This is a genomic window from Pandoraea anhela (assembly GCF_902459655.1).
GTDB classification, from domain to species: Bacteria; Pseudomonadota; Gammaproteobacteria; order Burkholderiales; family Burkholderiaceae; genus Pandoraea; species Pandoraea anhela.
Genome location: NZ_CABPSB010000006.1, coordinates 117723 through 136283, shown reverse-complemented (window position 1 = coordinate 136283; position 18561 = coordinate 117723). Strand labels below are relative to the sequence as shown.

Sequence of the window (18561 nt, the reverse complement as noted above, 5' to 3'; positions counted from 1 at the left end):
GAAATGCCCGGCGGGGAGTTCCGGCCGGGCATGGATGTAAAAGGCATGGTTTCAAGCGACGAGCTTCATCGCTTCCTCGAATGCTTTCTGCTTGAGGGCTGCGCCGGTGCCGAACCACGCGGCATCGCGCCGGTGATCGTCGCTGCGCGCACGGCGCTGGTGGTCGACGAATTCAGTTACGCTGTTGAGCAGTCCCCACGCTGTACCTGCCGCCGACGCCAGGTCTGCGCCCTTGCCGCGACCCGAGAACAGTTCCTGAACTGCTTTGATCGCACTGTCGTTGGTCGCCGTGACTGGGGAGCTGGCGCCACTGGCGGGATAAGTCAACACGCGACCGAAGAATGTCTCGGCTGCTGCATCGTTGACCTTGCACTCCGATAGGGCTTTCACACGTGCCATGAAGCCGTCCCACGAAGAGATCGCGATCCCAAGCTGGCGCTTGACAGCCTGCCCGTCGAAATGGCTGCGATGCGACACTTTGACGGCACCGGTATTGTCACCGAGTGCAATTGCGAGCGTGTTGTTGCACACGACACGAACCGACGTGAACTGCGCGGTTGTTGCGAGCGAACCGTCGCAAGCGGTCGCAAGAAGAAGATAGCCATCCACGCGATCACGACCCTTGAGCGTGGTACTCTGGCCCGTCTTCGCAAGCGCCCATAGTTTGCGCCCTTCCTTGAGCACGCCGGCCGTTTCCAGCTCGAAGCCACCGACATCTACAAGGTCTCGATAAAACTCGAGAATGGCTTCCGGTTGCACTACTTGATATTTCGAGGAGACGACGGCCAGCGGCGCTTTCGTATCCGAGCGATAGAGCACTTTCTGCTCCGGGAAAGCTTGAATCGCGCCAAGGCCAGACCCGGCGGTTGCCGAGATGAAGCGCACCTCGGCTTCCTCAATACGCCAGTTCATACCGGCCTGCCGCGCCCACATTTCGAGTGGCTGCTTGGGTGCAAGTTGATTACCGATACCATGCCACGGGGATTCGCCGACGTAAGCCATGGATTGGACGAGATGCATGATGAAACTCCTTGGACGTAAACGGATAGAGCCCGGCGTAGGCCGGGCTCTATCACGAGACAAGAAAAGGAAACGGACGGGTGATTCAGGCGCGGGGATTGCCGAACGTATGCCCGCAATCTAGGCAGCGGAGGTTGTCTAGCACGTTTGTATCAACGGCTTCGCCAAGAGCAGCGCCGGCGGCGCATCCAGTTGTGCCGCACACCAATCCGCCGAGGATCGCGCCTGCGATACCTCCGAGTACGGCCCCAATGGGACCAGCGATCATTCCAACCGCGGCGCCGGTTTCCGCGCCGGTCACTGTCATGGCAACGCCGCCGGCAGTGCCTGCGATCGCTCCGACTGTACCGCCGATCTTGGTTGCGCGGTTGAGTGACTCAATCCGGGGGGACCGGCAGCGTGGGCATGGGGTAGTCATCAACGATCCTGAACGAAGTTGCACCGGCGCGAAATTGCGCAGGCGGAGAGGCCATGGTTGGCCGTGCTCAGGTAGGTGATATATGTTTGAAATTTGTTTGGATTGCGTGCGCGCCGGGAGCCTAACGTGTGCTTGATTCCGCCTACCGGTTCTAGTGTTGCAATTCGGGTCGGTAGAGCACTTATGTCGTCTTGAGGCGCGTTATCCTGTTGTGAGGTCGAACTAGCCGGTCCCCTACGGAGGCGGCAGGCGCGCGAGAACGGCGATTCCAGTATCGAGAGTTACGAGATGAGTTTGACAACCGCCAGGGAAGATTTTTTGACGCATTTAGATGCTGGGATCGGGAAGGTCGTTGCGAGCGACGCATATTTTCATGTGTCTCTTCTGGAGCGTCTTCCAGACACGTTGCGGCGCAGCATAGACGAGGGTATTTTGCTGGCGAGCCTGACTGCCGGGAACGATTTCAACGTTATCCGGGTAGGACTCTCCATGTCGAATATGTCTTTGCTCGACTACCCGGGGTTCTTTGACGAGGCGTTCCCCGTCCTACAGCGCAGTTGGTCTGTTGATCTTGATCAGAAGAGGTGCCGGTTTCGGAGCTACGAATCGTCGATCAACCCACCGATCTTGCATCGTAAGGAATTGCTCATAGCCCGTGATCATCCGCGTTGGGAAGTCTTCAGGCAGTTGACCGATGTGGCTGAACAGATAGGGCTATTCGACGATCCAGCTCGTATTGGCTTCCGCCAGAACTTCGAAGCTCTCATCAAGCAGCGGGGCTATCTGTTGTCGGATCACGAGCTCGTGCCGATTGCGAACCACGAACCAGAGGACTCGCAGAGCGCAAGCAGTAACGGTCTAATCGAACGTCATCGCACGGCGTTGTCTCGCTACACCTTCTCGGCGCCGATACAGATGCTTTCGCGCTTTGGATTTCTCGACGGGACGCGCACGCTATTCGATTACGGTTGCGGCCGAGGGGACGACATAAGAGGACTCAAGGGGCTTGGAATTGACGCAGCAGGCTGGGATCCTCATTACGCGAATGAGCAGCCGATCAAATCTGCTTCCATCGTTAATCTTGGATTTGTCATAAATGTGATCGAGAACGCGGCTGAACGTGAACTCGCTATTAAGACATCGTACTCTCTGTCAAACGAGATCCTTGTCGTATCCGCCATGCTTTCCAATCAGGATTCTGTCCGCGGTGTTCCCTACGGTGACGGCGTCCTAACTTCGAGAAATACTTTCCAAAAGTACTACTCGCAAGCGGAATTGAAAGCCTTCATCGATCGCGTCACGGAGAACGATGCCATAGCGGTTGGGCCGGGTGTATTTTTTGTCTTCAAGGATAAGGATCAGGAGCAGCGCTTTCGCTTTGCTCGAGTCAAAAGTAAGCGGCGAATCGTCCCGCCCACGTCTTTGGCCCGTCCGGCGGCCCGACGCCCTGCCGAAAATCCTGTTGCTAAGCGCAAGACAAATCGCCTTGAGCTGCTGTATGAAAGCCATCGTGAGTCTCTCGATGAACTCTGGCGACTTTGCCTGACGCTCGGCCGTGATCCGGTCAGAAACGAATTGCAGGAGCTGCGGCAAGAGGTTGGCACGTTCGGATCGATAGCTGCCGCCATCAGGTTTCTCAAAGAGACAAAGGATGATGCAACGCTCCTCCTTGAGCGAGCGGCGTCCTCGCGCACGGATGATCTCCGCGTCTACTTCGCGTTACTGCAATTCGACAAGCGTTCTCCATACAGCAGGCTCGAGCCTCAACTCCAGGCTGACGTGAAAGCATTCTTCGGCAGCTATCCGAGTGCACTTTTCGCCGGCAAAGAGCTACTGTTCAGCTTGGCGGATATGGCGCAGATATCTAGTGCGTGCGCTCAGGCGGCAGAGCAAGGTCTAGGATGGCTGGAGGACGGTGTTTCTCTTCAGCTCCATACGAGCCTTGTTGAGCGACTGCCTCCAATCCTGCGTGCCTATATTGGTTGCGGTACGGTTCTCTATGGCGATGTCACGAGCGCAGATCTGTTGAAGATCCATATTTCGTCTGGAAAGTTGACAATGATGAAATTTGACGATTTTTTTGGATCACCGTTGCCTCGAATGATTCAACGAGTAAAAATAAATTTGCGTAAGCAAGAATTGACCATTTTCGATTACGGGAATGTCTATCCTGAACCGTATCTATATAGAAAATCTCGCTTCCTTAACGAGGAGTCGCCCTTTTTTGCCGAGCAAGTGTTGTTTGAGTCCGCGTTGGATGATTTAGGGGTCTTCGACTTTGATGGATACGGGCCAAGTGCTGAGGCGTTTAACAAAAAAATCGATGAAATACGATTGGTTTTAGATGGCTACAGACTGATTCGATCTAAATCGATTCCATCATTGGATCAAAAATGTGGGCGTTATTTAACGTTTCGAGAATTAATTGAGTGCGGTGAAACGCAGGAGGCGTTAGATATCGAAAATATGCCACTTGAGCCGGAAAGCTTTAATGCGATCTTCGATCTGGCTTCCCATGTAATTGACCCAGTCATCGAGTACTTCGGCATGGTTAAACTGACGTACGGCTTTTGTTCTCCGGCCTTGGCATCTAAGATAAACGGGCGGATCGCGCCAAAGCTGGATCAACACGCCGCTCACGAAAGAAATCGTCGTGGCGGACATATTTGCGACCGTCTCGGTGCGGCGTGTGATTTTCTTGTCGAAGACGAGGATATGGCTGACGTTGTCGAATGGATCATCGGAAACGTGAAGTTCGACCGTCTGTATTTTTACGGTAGCGAGCGGCCCATCCACATTAGCTATAGTCCGACGCCAGCTCGGCAGGTGATCGATATGATCGAGACTTCGGAGGGCAGGTTGGTCCCGAAGCGCCGCCGCTTCAGCATTTGACGGGGCCACCGTCGAGGCGGAGCAGGACTGAATCCGATTGATGACGGTGTTGTGCCGTTGCGTGCCCCTAGAACATCAAGCCTCGTCGCCGGAAAAAGCTCTGAGCGAGTAGCATTTGCGCGTTCGACGCTGTGCAAGGATGGCAACCTATGAAAGAATTGCCGTTTACGGCCGATAATAAGTTACTGGTGCGGGGATTCAAAATGCATAAGGAGATCTTGTTGCCGCCGCCGTCTTTTCGGCGGCGGCAAGAAGCTCCGGGCCCCTGAAATTCTGTTAGTGAACGTCCAATTGGCAGCCCTTTTGCATCCACCGGTCGATATTTACAACTTATACCCCGTCGCGCTCATGCCTCCGCGGCCGCACAGGCGCGTCTATATCAGGCGTTGCGTCGGGTAACCCCGAGGGAGACCAATATGATTGATTCTGAACAGCAGGGGGATGCGAGCTCGTACGCACTGCCTTCAGCAGCTTGGGTTCGATTTCTTCGAAGCTATGGCCCGACACCAAACAACTTAACGATGTTCGACGAGTACGTGGCAGGTGCGCTCGCAAGGGCCAAAGTACAGCCCATTGGCTTATCGACACCGTTGCTGGATGCGATGGAGGAGCATGTCGCTTCCAAGATTCCGGGTTCCATCTTGATCGCTGGTACTGCAGGCGACGGCAAAACCTATCACTGTCGCGCGTTGTGGACGAGATTGAGAGGCGATCCGAAAGAGTGGTCGAGCAAGGGCAACATCAAGGAGCTCAGACTTACAGACGGTCGTTTAGCTGTTTTTATAAAGGACCTCTCCGAGTTTAACGGCGAGGAGAGCGATCTGCCGTTGCAGCGGCTTGAGAAGTCTGTATTGGGAAGCGACGACTCCGAGGTGGTTATCCTGGCTGCAAACCACGGCCAATTGCTCGACCGCTTGCGTGATTTGGGAAAGCGGCAAGACCGGATACACCCGCTTCGCAAGCCCCTGCAAGAGCGATTTTTGCAAGCGGGTCCGTCACCCCATCGGCTCGCTGTATTCGACCTTAGCCGCACAACTAGTCGAAAGACGCTGGAAGAAGTCGCCAAAGCGGTAGCGGGTCACCCCGAGTGGGATAATTGCAAGCGTTGCTCGCTCAAGTCAGCAGGTAAGGTCTGCCCCATTGATGAAAACCGTCGCAGGCTCCTCGGTGAATCCGATGATGGGCAGCTTGCACGCCGTTTAGGTGACTTGATTGAGATCGCGCGGCTCAACGGACTTCATCTTCCCGTTCGCGACCTGCTTGCTCTGTGCTCGAACATGGTCTTGGGCTACTCCGATGCTAAAGATGCCAAGGAGAACCTGATGACTTGCGCGGACGTGGCCAAGATCGTAGATGGCGGCAACATCGGCAAAGCGAGTATCTATGCCAATGCATTCGGTGCAAATCTGCCGAAGCGGAGAGCTTCTGATCGTCCCGTCTTCAAGGCAATGGCCAGCTTCGGCGTAGGCGAGGAAACCACCAACGCAGCTGACGGCCTCTTAGTCTACGGAAAGGACGATTCTCGGCTTCAGGCCGACTTTAATCGGCTAGTTGGTGGCGACCAAGTTTACGGAGCAACTCCAACCTTTCGTGCTGCCCAAAACGCATATTTGGAGGGGTACGAGGGTGCTCGTCTTGAAGGCGGCTCATCCGAGTTCTTGGAAATGCTTGAGGCCCAGCGCCGCCGGCTCTATTTCACCGTGCCGGACACTGAGGCCGGCTACCCCCGCTGGTCCATGACCGCTTTCCACTTCGCTGGCGACTACTTGGACATGATCGAATCGTTGAAGTCTAAGAAACCAGTCAGCGAAACGGTCCGTGGGCGCATCGCCAAGGGGCTTAATCGCGTCATGACCGGCTTGCTGTTGGAAAATGTCGATCGTATCTTCATTGCCAGCTCCGGAGGCTTCACGCAAAGCCGCGTTAGCGTGCTCTGCGACCATGAGACGCCATCCCGTCGGCAGGGCGGGGTTGGCATGGCAATCAAGCTCGACGAAGGAACTGGCCGCCCGCAGCTCGATGTTTCGCTCTCGCCCGGTCCCGGGAATTCCGTTGCATTTGATCTCACTCCTATCCGTCACGAGTTCCTGTCGCTTGTAGCAGCCGGCGCGTTGCCAGCGAGCTTCTCCAATGAGTGCCTCGAAGATCTGTTGGCCTTTAAGGCGAAATTGCTTCGAAAGGCGGAGATTGTTCGCAACGCAAGGCTCGCTGGCGACGACGACGAGCTCGGTGGAGAAGCGTCCGCGCTCACGCTGAATTTCATTGACATCGAACCGGGAGGCCGTGGCTTTGCTCGTCCCGTAACTGTGAGATCCCCAGTATGAGCGAGATCATCAAGCGCCCAGAGATCAAGAACGTCGACTTTTGCGTCGACGAGAACATCTGGGGCCACCGCCTCTACGACGAGCAGCTTCCGCATTTGACTGTGCTCGAGTTTTTCGGCGTGCTCGGTTCGAACCTGGGCAAGCCTCTACGCCCTCAAGAAGGCTTGGGTGGCGCGGTCAAATTTCAACCGCAACGTCAAATCCGGCTGCGCGGCCTACTCTTCAACAACCCTTACGTCGAATCCATTGCCGAAAGCGCCCTGCCAGACGCAGAGAAATGGAAGCAGTGGTTTGAGAAGTTTGACCAGGGCAAGACGGGTAACGGCGACGACGACATGGTCTACCTGCGTCACTCGTTCTCAAACTTCGACGATTTTGCGAAGGCTATCGAGCTGTTGCGCTCCTCCTCATTCGAGTCCCGTAGCAATAAGCGTTGGAGTTCGAAATTCGTCTTCCCTTTCGGTCCCGATGCCCTCTACGAGGACTTGGAAATTGACTCGCGCGGCAAGATGAGTAACGACCGCCGCTTTTTCGCGCGCACTGGCGAGCTGCTATATCTAATGCTGGCGCGAGCGAAACGGGGAGCGGAGCTCGGCGACACCTTGGCGAGGCGCCTATTCGACCGCGAGGCTCCGATGAATCGACTGGCGCGTGCACTGCAAGGTGCACCTCAGCTAGCCGACGACCCGCGGTCTTCCGGCTATTTGCCCGAGGTTGCCAACGCTCGGTTTGACCGGATTTGTGAAGACTGGCTATCCATTCTCGGCAGGGACATGCCGATCTACGATGCCTTGGAGCACCTAATTGCCATATCTGGCCTGAATATGCTCCTTTACTTTCTCGAGCGGGCCAAGCGGATCGCGGGTGACGACGATCCCGTTGAGATCGTCTGCGAAATCGTTTCCAAGGAGCGCACGAAGGTTAGAGCACTCTCGGGCGATAGCTACCAGTTCAACCAAGGGTTGCCTGCTAAGGCAGTGCGCGCATATGTCGAGTCAGTTCGGCAGGATCCTCTCTGGAACGACGCTGCCTCGAGTGAATTCCCGGAGGCTGAGCGAGTAAAGCTTATGCGCGAACGCTTCCAGTGGCCGTCACTAGATGGCGGCGACGACGAGGACTACACCGGAAAGAGTCCAGACGTCCTCGTTGGAGATCTCGTTGAGCTCGCACTCGCACGCCACGAACAGCACGTCGGGAAGATTCACGCGTCTTGGTCGCGTGCGATCGGACTCAGTTCACGACGGCTATCTCGCCGAACACGGTACGCGCCCAATGACAGGTTGCTCAAGTCGATTGTGGTCGCGATCGTGGAAGATCGCATGCAATTCGATGAGTTTCTTGCTGAAGCCAAGCGGCGCTATGGTCTAGTGTTGGGTGACGCAGAAGGTGTGCGCTTGGTCGATGCCAAGCTGGTTGACCAGGAGGAGCTCAGCGAGAACCGAGACAACCTCGAAGCCAGACTTGTTGGATTGGGTTTGGTCCGGAGGCTTTCTGATTCCTGCTCGTTTGTTGAAAATCCGTTCGCGTTCAAGGGAGAGGCGGAATGCTGACCGATCGCATCATTGGGCGCGTCGGCGCAGATATTCTCGCCAAGCGCATTTCGAATCCTGACCAGCCCGGTGATTCTGCGGCGCTCTTTCGGCTTGACAAGCTCTCTGCTGGCCAAATTGCCGCAGTGGCGCGGGCAGTCTTGGCCAATCCCGAACTGTTCGCGCGTGTGGAGCTTATGATTCCAGAGGCGTTGGTCGAAAGCCAAGGCCTCCCTGCAGAGATCCTGATCTCTCACAACGCGGGGTATGTGCGCAACAACGCAGTGACTTCCAAGGCGGCGATTCTTACCGCCAACGGGAACGAACACAACCTCGCAGACACATTGGGCCATGTAATGGCAATTGGCGCCAAAGAGATGCGCGCCGACCCCGAGCCGTGGGTGGAGGCTGCGTTGTATGCGGGCGGCCTTTCGCCAGTCCCGGACGACCGCGCAGTATTTCATGCTGCGATTGGCGGACTGCTTTCCTCCTCCGAACTTTCGCTTGTCCAGCTTGGCGAGTTTTGTTCCGACCTTGTCGAAGCCATGTCTACCCGCGGCTTGGCGATCCGCGACGCCGTCGGTTTCGCCCTGCCTCGAGTGGGGCTTCCTAGGGATAGCTCTTTTTTCTCGAACGCCAAGACGTTCGGGATGACACGCAAGCCGTGGCAGAAGGCCTTCATCAAACTTTTCACACAGCGCGGGCCACTGCTCAAGAAGCTAAGGCAGAACGGCCAGTTGCTCGACGCTGAAGAGCTTTTAGAGCGCATCAAAGCTAACGAGTCGGATATTACCGATGGTGCGCGGCAGGCCTTGGAGGAATTCACTGCCGCTCCCGCCGGCGATCAAGAGGCGGCCACGACACTGGCGCAATTCGAATGGGAAAGTGACGGCGTTTACTTGGCCTTCGACAAGCCCAAGGAAAAGCAGTTTGGTTTGGCAGACTCTACAATCCGGTTCTTCGACCACGACTGCGATCAGGAGAACTCCCTCGATGCGGAGAGTCGCACCCTCCTGGATGACCTGAAATCGCGCGAACGCCGTTCTGACTTTAATGAGGAAGACGAGGCGTTCTTCGTCAAGCATCGCCGATTGCTCGAGCAAGACGCGAAGCTCTGTGCCCGTTGGGAAAAGGCCTTGTATGGCAAACCCATCGAGTGCAACGATTTCTTTGACGGCTTTGCACGTGTAGTCAATAGCCTACATGCGGGCCTTCGTGATCCAGAGGGTGAGCGCATCTTGCGCTTTACGGTCACCAAAGGGCGTAAGGAGTGGCGCGAGCGCTTCAACTACGACGCTGGGACCTACTTCTCAGCGATGTACCGCGGCTTGAAGGAGCTGATGGGTTCAAGGGCGGATTGGAAGGTCGAGCGGCTTGGCAACGCGAATTTGCCCGACCCGCTCTTTGACTACGAAGCCTTTTTCGCCAAGGAAAAGGAACTGCGCAACGACAAGAAGAGCAAGATTCGACCGAACGCCTCGCTTTCACGGGCAGCGTTGCAGATCAAGTTCGATGTCGCGTTGGTGCAGATCGCGAACGGCAAAGAAACGATGTTGGCCAAGACCCAACTCTTGTGGAGCTACAAGTCAACATCGATAGGCTTGTCGATGGTTGCCGACATGCGCCGCCTCCTTGAGAAGGGCGGCGTCGGTTGCACTGAGGTTTCCCGCAGGCTCGTGAGCAAGAAAGGCGGCGTCCAAAACGTCTCGCTACTCGACACCGGGACCCTAGAGGCTACTTATTCCACAGATGCCGGTTCGCTAGTCCCCGCGGCTAACAAGCTGCGCAGCCTTCGCCAGGATATAAAAGGGCGAATCAAGGAGCTTTCGGAGGATGGCCGAATCACACCACAGCAACGCGACGAGATTCGAGGCGCGTGGGACGAGTTTGAAGAGCAGTACATCAAGGCGTTGGAGGACTTCGTGTCCACGGGCGTGCATGGCGAGGCTGTTATGCGCCAGGCGGAGTCCTTTGGCGCATTGCTGACGTCCTTGATGGCTCATGCACGCGGTGATGTTTGCCGTTCGCGCTTGGTCTCCGAGGTCCTCTCGGTTGGTACAGTGCGCGTGGCTGGCGACAATCCAGCGTTGATCATCCCTCCGTGGCATCCTGAGCGCATGAAGGCGCTAGCGGTGAAGTCCCGGCGCGTGGCAAGTTTCGCCACTCACTTGCTGTCAAGCGACAGCATTCTCTATGGCGACCGAGAAATCTTTATGCGGGAGCTCTCCGACGAGATTGCACACCCGTTTTATCCTGAGATCGCTATCCTCAAGCGCACGAGTACCTCAGCGCTCGTCTCGGAAAGCAGCACGGTCAACGGCTATAGTCTTTTGGAGTCGCCCACACGCGGCACCGAAGAGGCGATGACCGATGTCGAACCAGCCGCCGCCGCAAAGCAAGCACGCGAACTTTTGGAGCGCTACGTCGGATTGCAGCCGCATGAGGCCTCCAATCTGAGCGTAGTGCTCTACAACGCCGATGCCGCAGAGTTGCCCCTTGCGACTGTACGGGAGCTCTCGTCGATTCAAGCCGATGGAAAGCTCCAATGCAGCGTGTCGGTGCGCCACTCGGATCCGGCCAAGCTTCGAAGCGTTTATGGCGAGCTGGTGAACAAGGCTGGCGATGATCCTGACCTGCCAGTGGTTAGCGAGACGAGCGACAATTTCATCTCGAAGTTGCGCATTTCCGTGACTCCGATCTCGGCTACACCCGGCGAAAGTGAGCAGGGATTTAAAGCCTTCGACGTGGCTTTCTTGCATGACGTGGTCGCCCGTGCGGCACAGTCGGAATGGCTCCCGGTTCCGTGGACCAACGACCGTCCCAACTTGGACCATGCCCCATCGCGATGGTCCTATCGTAGTGTCTCGGGCGAGAACGAACTCAAATCGACGACATTTTTGACATGCCCTTGGCAGACCGCGTCGGGCTGGGCTTATGTCTCCGCCGTTGCGGCTGTCGACCGCGAAACCGATGCTTCGCCCGACGAGAGATACCTGCCCGCGCGTCGTATCTCGCTTCAAAGCGCCGCCTTGGCTGGCATGATCAAGGACGCGCACGATCTAGCAGAATGGGTGGCGACCTACGATGAGCTGCTCGATAAACGTCAGCTCCAACACAACGACATCACGGTGGTACGCTACCGTCGTGGCTCGACCAACGGCCGCAACATGATCGTCAGCTCGACCTCTGAGCTACGGCTACTCGGCGTGCTTGTGCGCCGTCGTTTGGAAGAGCTGAATCTTCAGCTCGATCCCGAACAACTTGAGGCTGCGGCCGCCAAGGCGAAGCGCGACGCGCTTTCTATTTCCGGTGACATTGTGCTTCGCGCGGCTAAGCGCGGTGTCTCTGCAGGCGAGATGATCGGCTTGGTCCTCAGCCGCTACTTGCTGTCAGAGGAGTTCAAGGCTTCCGCCGCTGGTTGTCAAGTACTGACTGCATACTTTCTGCTCGACGACTACGCGAGCTGGCTGTCACAACCTGAAAGCCGCATCGCCGACATCCTTGCACTTAATGTCGAAGAGCGAGACGAGGGTATCCGTATCGTTATTTCGATCGTAGAGTCGAAGTATGTTGGGGCAGATGGACTGGCTAAGGCCCGCCGTGATTCTAAGGACCAACTCCTGTCAACGTTGGGCATGTTCCGGGAGGCTCTCTTTGGCGACCCGGGTCGCCTCGATCGCGACGTGTGGCTCGCTCGCTTGGCGGATATGCTTATCGACGCCGAGATCCCGCCTGGCATGACGGGTCTCATGGAGCGGGCGAGGGCGAAGCTGCGCGAAGGCGACGTGGAGATTTCGCTCCGCGGCTACTCGCAGGTCTATGTTCATACCTCGGATGCAGGCTCCGCGTCTGCTTCCGACCAAGAGCTGCTCGACGACGCTGAAGGCGTTCAAGCTTGGCAGGAAGTTTTTGACAGGCATGATCTACGAAAGCTTGGCGAGGCTTATGCGAATGGGAATGGCGGTTCCGAAGCCCGGGCGGGACTTGGCCCCCACCAACCATGGGCTGGACACGGTTTCAAGAAGCCGGCTGCGCGGGTGCCGTGGCTTGCGGCCATAGGTCAGCTCGTCAATGGTCCCTCAGAGTCCCCCGACGACGAAGCGCCAGCCAATGTGGCGGATGCAGGCACCTTGCCTCAATCGAGCGGCCCCGCTGCTGCTGAGCACGAGGTACCTGTGCAAGAACGAATCGAAGCCTCAACCAACGCTGCTGCGTCGGTGCCGGCCTCAGCCCCAGCATTGCCCACCGATCTTGGCTCTTCGCTTTCAGCTTTGGTAGCCGCCAAATTTGCGGGCGGAGCGCAAGCGGACGCCGAGCGAGAGGCGTGGGCGGAGGAGGTGAAAAAGAAGCTTAAGTCCGCGCTGAATAGCTACGGTCTGCAGGCTGCAATTCTAGGCGTGCGTTTGACGCCGAATGGCTGCCTGGTGCGATTGGCAGGCTCAGACAGGCTGCGCGTCGAGGATATCGAGAACAAGCGCACCCAATTGCTGACCACTCACGCTATCAATTTAGTGACGGTTCAGCCCAAGCCTGGCGAGATTGTGGTGACGGTCGCGGGCTCCAAGCGTCAAGCGGTATCGCTTTGGGAGCTGTGGTCGCGTCGTGAGTTCAATCGCAACGTCGCCGGCATCAACACGTCATTTCTTTTGGGGCTCCAGGAGATCAACGGCGCGTTGCTGTATCTGAACCTCGGCGCAGAGTTCGGTGGCCTCTCGTCTCACGAGCCGCATTCCTTGGTGGCAGGTGCCACCGGCAGCGGCAAGTCGGTACTGATCCAGGCGCTGCTCTTGGACATCGCCGCGACCAACTCGAAGGATCTTGCGCAGATTATCCTGATCGATCCGAAGATGGGCGTGGACTACGCGCCGCTGGCCGACCTTCCGCACATGCGCAGTGAGATTGTGACGACAAAGGAAAAGGCAGCTGAAGTCCTCGAGGCGCTGGTGCAGGAGATGGAGGAGCGTTATCGCGCCTTCGCTAAGGCGCGCGCGCGCGACCTGCCAACCTACAACGCGAAGGTCTCGGCCGACGAACGTTTGCCCATGGTCTTCCTCGTGCATGACGAATTCGCGGACTGGATGCTCGACGACGCGTACAAGTCTGCCGTGAGCGCTGCAGTGCAGCGATTGGGCGTCAAGGCCCGCGCTGCGGGCATCCATCTCATCTTCGCAGCACAGCGCCCCGACAAGGACGTCATGCCGATGCAATTGCGCGAAAACCTTGGCAACCGCCTCATCCTCAAAGTTTCCAGTGAGGCCACCTCTAAGATCGCGCTCGACCGACCGGGCGCTGAGCTCCTGCTTGGTCGTGGGCACCTTGCTGCCAAGCTCAACGGGGAGCAGGGGCTGGTGTTCGCGCAAGCCCCCTTTCTGTCCGACGATGACATCGCAGCAGCAGTGACGGCGATTTCCCACGACAACTCTCCCAAATCAGCGCATGGCACCGCTTGACATTCCAGACGCCTCATCAACCTCGGGATCGTCTCGTGTAACCACGACGACGCGACTCGTCGAACACCTCGCCAGAAACGACGCGACCGCGCTCACTAACTTGTTGGGCCCCTCGATCATGGCGTTGCTCGGCAAGATGGGTACAGATGTGACCAGTCGAACGGGGCTGGCCTATTTCATCGTTAGCTTGCATGGCGAACGAGGCGCATTGCGAAGGCGGGAAATTCGAAGCCTCTTGCTGTCCAAACTGCACAATTCGGAGGCCTCCGAATTGTGCGATCTGCTTCAGATGCCGGCAATCTCGCCTCTCCGAACATTGAGCGCCATCGAATTCGACGCGGCGCCAAGCAACTTGGAGCTTCTTGACAGATGGTACGGCGTGGAGACTGACGAGCTTGAGGAGCCGCTTGAACCATCCGAGGGATCTCAGAAAACCGTTGCCTCGCACAAGCTCCATGCGCATCAACTAAACGCCTTTCGTGAGCTTCGTCGAGCCATTGCCCGCCCGCCCGTATCCGTTTTGGTCCATATGCCGTTCGGAGCAGGAAAGCTTCGGCTCGTCGCGACGGCAGCGCTCGATCTTTACCGTTCGGAACCCGACGATAGGTCGGTCATCTGGCTAGCGCCAGGTGCAGCCATGTGTGACGAGGCTTTCATCGAATTGCAAGAGGTATGGCGTCAGCTGGGTTCGCGCGACACCACCATTTTTCAGCTCTACGGTGACCATCCGGCGCGCGACCTCGATCAACTCGGAGGGGCGATAGCGGTCATCGACATTCTCCAACTCAACAAGGAGGACTCGGCTCTTGAAAAGCTCGGATCCGTCACATCGGTTGCAGTCTTCGCAGATGCGGAAAGTCGCGTTCACCCTGTCGGAGCCGAGATCGTCCGAAAGATGTCCGCGGGTGGGGGATTCAGCGCGGTGGGAATACTAGCCGCATCCGGCACCGCCATTCCTCCGGGACCTGCTCGGAGTGCCCTGATGGAAGCCTTTCCAGACGCTTGCATCACAATCGCGGCGAACAACGGATTGCAGTCGCTTCGTCAGGTTGGAGATTTCACGGAAATCGACGGTACCGTGGTAAATCTCACGAGCACGTCGTCCACAAGTGCCTCCGCAGGTGCCCCGTCCGACGACACACTTGACTTCGACCACACCTACGTGAGCGAGCTGGGCAACAACGTTGAACGCAACGAGCAACTCTTGGACATTCTGAAGGACGAGTCCAAGGGTCGGGGACGGGTTGTATTCTATGCAACAACAGCTGAGAACGCGAGGCTGTTCGCCGGCCTTTTGCGGGTCGAGGGCGTGAAGGCAAGAGCCGTAACCGCGGATGAATCTCCAGCAGCACGTGACCTTGCCTTGCAAAAATTCGTTGCCAGAGAGGAGAAGGTCTTGTGCGCCCACGGGTTCCTACTTCCCGGGAACTCTGTTCCTGAAATTTACGTATGTGTGATGGCGTCGCCAAGCAAGTCCCGGGCAGCGTTCCTATCCACGATTGGGCGGCTTGTTCAGGCCCGAGAGGCCGATCTGCCGCCCCTCAGACTCATTGTGGCTGCCGACTCACAAGCCGATGCCGGTTGGGTGAAGTCGTTGAGCACTTGGTCCACGCTGCATACCTAGGAGGCCACATGTCCTTTCCCATCATTCCCCAAAACCTGTCGATCTCTGCCATGCGAAGCTCGGGCTATCGCGACACCGCGCACGCGTTGGCCGAGCTCATTGACAACGCGATCCAAGCAGGAGAAGGCACCCAATCCCGCACCGAAGTCGAGGTGATCTGTATCGATGAGGTCCCGACCGGAGGTCGACGTCAGATTTCCCGCCTAGCAGTCTACGACAACGCCAGCGGCATGAGCCCGATCCTGCTCAGGAAAGCCCTACAATTTGGCAACGGTTCGCGCCTTGACAAGGCTCAGCAAACGGGTATCGGCAAGTTCGGGATGGGATTGCCAAACTCTTCAATCTCTCAATGCAAGAGGGTGGATGTCTGGACGTGGCAAGGTGGATCGGTTCATCATGCTTACTTGGACGTGCAGGAAATTCAGGACGGGCAAATGACAGAGGTTCCTGAGCCTAAGCCCTCTGAGATCCCTTCTGAATGGCGGTCATTGATTGCAGGCAATCTCGAAGAGCACGGCACCTTGGTTGTCTGGAGCAAGTTAGACCGCATCTCTTGGAAGCAAAGTACGACACTGTTGCGTCACACGGAGTTCATCAGCGGACGCGTGTATCGGCACTTCATTAACGACAAGTCGGTTCGAATTCGCCTTGCCGCCTATGAGAGCAAGACCAGGGCGACGGTCTATCAGAGCTTTGTGCGGCCAAACGATCCGCTTTACTTGATGTCCGGCACCAATGCCCCCGCGCCCTTCGATCAGAAGCCGGCCTTCGTGCCGTTTGGGCAACCGCTGGTTCTTCATATCGGGCATGGCGGCACAGATCACCCTGTGACCATCATGGCGTCGATTTGTAAGCCGGAGGCGCGGCGTGAAGGAGGGACTAAACCCATTGGGCAGCACGCGCAAAAAAATCAGGGCATTTCGGTCGTGAGATCGGGGCGGGAGCTGGAGCTCAACCACAGCTTCACGAACTCATATGACACGCGCGAGAGATGGTGGGGGATCGAGGTGCAGTTCGACCCGGGCTTGGATGACGTCTTTGGCGTTACGAACAACAAGCAGGCAGCGACAGGTTTCACACGCTTGAGCATCGAGGAAGATGCGCTGGAAGAGGCACTCAGCGTGAAAGATTATCAGGAGACGCTCGAGCAGGATCGTGACCCACGGCTTGCCATGTACCGTATCAGCCGGGAGATCGAGAAGCTGTTGAACTCGATGCGCGCACAGGTGGCCAAGATGCGCGAAGGTGAGCGAATGCAGTCCACCAAAGAGCGCGCCGAGAAGAAGGCCGAGAAAGCGGCCACCGATTCTGTGATGAGACGCAGAGAGCGGGTTGGGGACACCGGTCGGAGTGACAAGGATGAACACGCCTCCCCCGACGAACGCGCATCCGCGCTGACCGCCGACTTCGTTCAAGATGGCGTGGAGGAGGCGAAGGCTCTAGAACTCGCAGTGGACTATGTCAGCAAGAAAATTAAATTTCGCTTCAAGCACGCCGATATGTCTGGTTCGCACATCTTCGACGTCTCCACTTCCGGGGGTGTGATCCTGGTTACCCTGAACAGTCGTCATCCGGTGCACTCCCGGCTTTTCGAGGCACTACAAGGAGAAGACGGGCCGGAGGCTCAGTACGCTAGGGAGGTTCTGTCGCTTATCGCCGCTTGGGCTCGTATGGAAGATGAAGCGCCGAGCGAAAAGATGCGAATATCGATTGAGGATACTCGCGTTCAGTGGGGGCGAATGGCTATGGACTTCTTCGAGATCGAGAACTAGCCGTGGGCGGGCGCGAAGCGATCCGCGGGTTTGCGGTCCAAACCCTTATCTGTTTGCTCGACTCACTTTGGGCGATCGGACAATGGACGGCTGTTACGCTAGAGCCGGACTCTGATAACGACAAGGTGGACATCTACTGGGAGTACGCAGACGGCTCGACTCTTGCTCAGCAGGTCAAGTCCTCCAAAAATCAGATCGGCAAAGGCGATGTGGTCGCATGGTGCAAAGAGCTCAAAGACTCCGACGCTGCAGACAAGTACCAGCTGATGTTGGCTGGACCGATCGCAGCTGCCGTCTTGGATGACGCGCCCTTCGATGACGTCGAGGTGCCCACTCCAACGTCGATGGACACGCTGGCGCTGCTCGACCAGGCCATCACGAAGGTAGATCGCTACCTTACCGCGAAGTCCATCGAGCCGCTTCCACTGCCCCTGCGCGAGTCGTTGATCTATGAGCTCGTCGCTCGCTTGTTACAGGCGGCGATACGCGGAAAGCGGATGCCGCGTGAGGAGTTCGACGGATGGCTGTTGAGCGGAATCACGGCCTCCTATCCGCACGCGGTCAGCCAACGCCTGACTACGAACTGCAATGTATTGTGGAGCGTGCTGGAAATTGCAGGGCCAGTGGTGGTTTCAGACCGGGCTTTTGAGCTGATACTCCCGCTTACCGTCGTCAACGGCGGAGCCTCCACAGCCGTCGTGGAGATGTTTCTGCTGCGCGTGTGGTCGGCCACGCGGGAGATGCGGTACCGCCCCGAGCGCGTCGTTCCCGAGAAACCAGAGGAGCAATACGCTACGCGACGACGGCTTGGGCGTCCATTTGGAGATTTCGCGATCACCCCGCAGTCTTCGGTACAACAGTCCGTTCTCTTCGTCCCAGTTCAAAGGCCGGGGTACGAGGCGAATGAGTGGCCTCACGGCGACTACCAAGTCGAATTGTTCGTCAAGTACGCAGCCCAGGCAGCTCTGTGTTCTGTCAAGAGGGCGACGATCACGATTGGCTTGGACGAGTTTTCCGTCTTGACGTCCGGTCAGACTCAGTCCATCTCCGTCTCCAATCTGGACAAGTATCTGAGCCTGTTATGACCTGCATAGGGGACATCGCACAGAGGCCGTTGCTTCGTAAGGGCCGTCCGGTCAGAAGAGTCTCAGTAATCTCGTGTCTATGTGTGGTACGCACAAAAAGCGAAAGGGGACTGCGCGGCGGTATTCACCGTAGCGGAGATCGACTGACCGTTGGTGCGTACCTAAGGGAGCCTAGGTCCAACCAGGGGACGACGGGCACGCCATTCCCCCCCTACATCGCATCACGCCTTAAGGTTGAAAGCGGCGGAGCATGGCTCGATGCGGTCGCGATTACAAAGCTCAGCCGGCGGCACATTGAGCGGCTAAGCTGAGCCAATCACCGATCGTCTCGGCCCCAATCGTCGCTGTACCATGCTCTCTCACGTAGGGCGTTGTGTTTCTCAAGGTAGTCCCCAGCCGCATCAACTTCCAGCAAGTGTTCAGCGAAACTACGAGTCTCCGAGCAGA

At 57.3% G+C, this 18561-nt stretch carries 8 protein-coding genes; 7 read left to right on the top strand and 1 reads right to left on the bottom strand.

Annotation, left to right across the window (positions count from 1 at the left end; genetic code table 11):
* Positions 1-51: 51 nt before the first annotated feature.
* Entirely contained in the window at positions 52-1020 is a 969-nt protein-coding gene (locus PAN31108_RS10830) for a DUF932 domain-containing protein (RefSeq protein ID WP_150668871.1), read from the bottom strand.
* Positions 1021-1726: 706 nt separating this feature from the next.
* Here PAN31108_RS10830 and PAN31108_RS10820 point away from each other — a divergent pair.
* The 7 genes from PAN31108_RS10820 to PAN31108_RS10795 all read left to right on the top strand — a co-directional run bounded on the left by PAN31108_RS10820 (position 1727) and on the right by PAN31108_RS10795 (position 18114).
* Complete coding sequence (locus tag PAN31108_RS10820) at positions 1727-4330, top strand: DNA phosphorothioation-associated putative methyltransferase (RefSeq protein WP_150668869.1); 2604 nt, start codon at positions 1727-1729, stop codon at positions 4328-4330.
* Between the two features lie 416 nt (positions 4331-4746).
* Positions 4747-6654, top strand: coding sequence for a hypothetical protein (locus PAN31108_RS10815; protein WP_150668868.1), 1908 nt, complete (start codon positions 4747-4749; stop codon positions 6652-6654).
* Entirely contained in the window at positions 6651-8204 is a 1554-nt protein-coding gene (locus PAN31108_RS10810) for a hypothetical protein (protein ID WP_150668867.1), read from the top strand. The genes PAN31108_RS10815 and PAN31108_RS10810 overlap by 4 nt, the downstream gene beginning before the upstream one ends.
* On the top strand, positions 8198-13633 hold the full coding sequence (locus PAN31108_RS10805; protein ID WP_150668866.1) for an FtsK/SpoIIIE domain-containing protein: 5436 nt from the start codon (positions 8198-8200) through the stop codon (positions 13631-13633). Before PAN31108_RS10810 ends, PAN31108_RS10805 begins: the two co-directional genes overlap by 7 nt.
* Positions 13620-15257 carry a DEAD/DEAH box helicase gene (locus PAN31108_RS26355; protein ID WP_174994928.1) on the top strand — a complete coding sequence of 546 codons (1638 nt, stop codon included), beginning with the start codon at positions 13620-13622 and terminating at the stop codon, positions 15255-15257. The genes PAN31108_RS10805 and PAN31108_RS26355 overlap by 14 nt, the downstream gene beginning before the upstream one ends.
* A gap of 8 nt (positions 15258-15265) precedes the next feature.
* Positions 15266-17029: an ATP-binding protein gene (locus tag PAN31108_RS10800; protein ID WP_174994927.1), complete on the top strand. Its 1764-nt coding sequence runs from the start codon at positions 15266-15268 to the stop codon at positions 17027-17029.
* Positions 17030-17031: 2 nt separating this feature from the next.
* Positions 17032-18114 carry a hypothetical protein gene (locus PAN31108_RS10795; RefSeq protein WP_150668864.1) on the top strand — a complete coding sequence of 361 codons (1083 nt, stop codon included), beginning with the start codon at positions 17032-17034 and terminating at the stop codon, positions 18112-18114.
* Positions 18115-18561 lie beyond the last annotated feature (447 nt).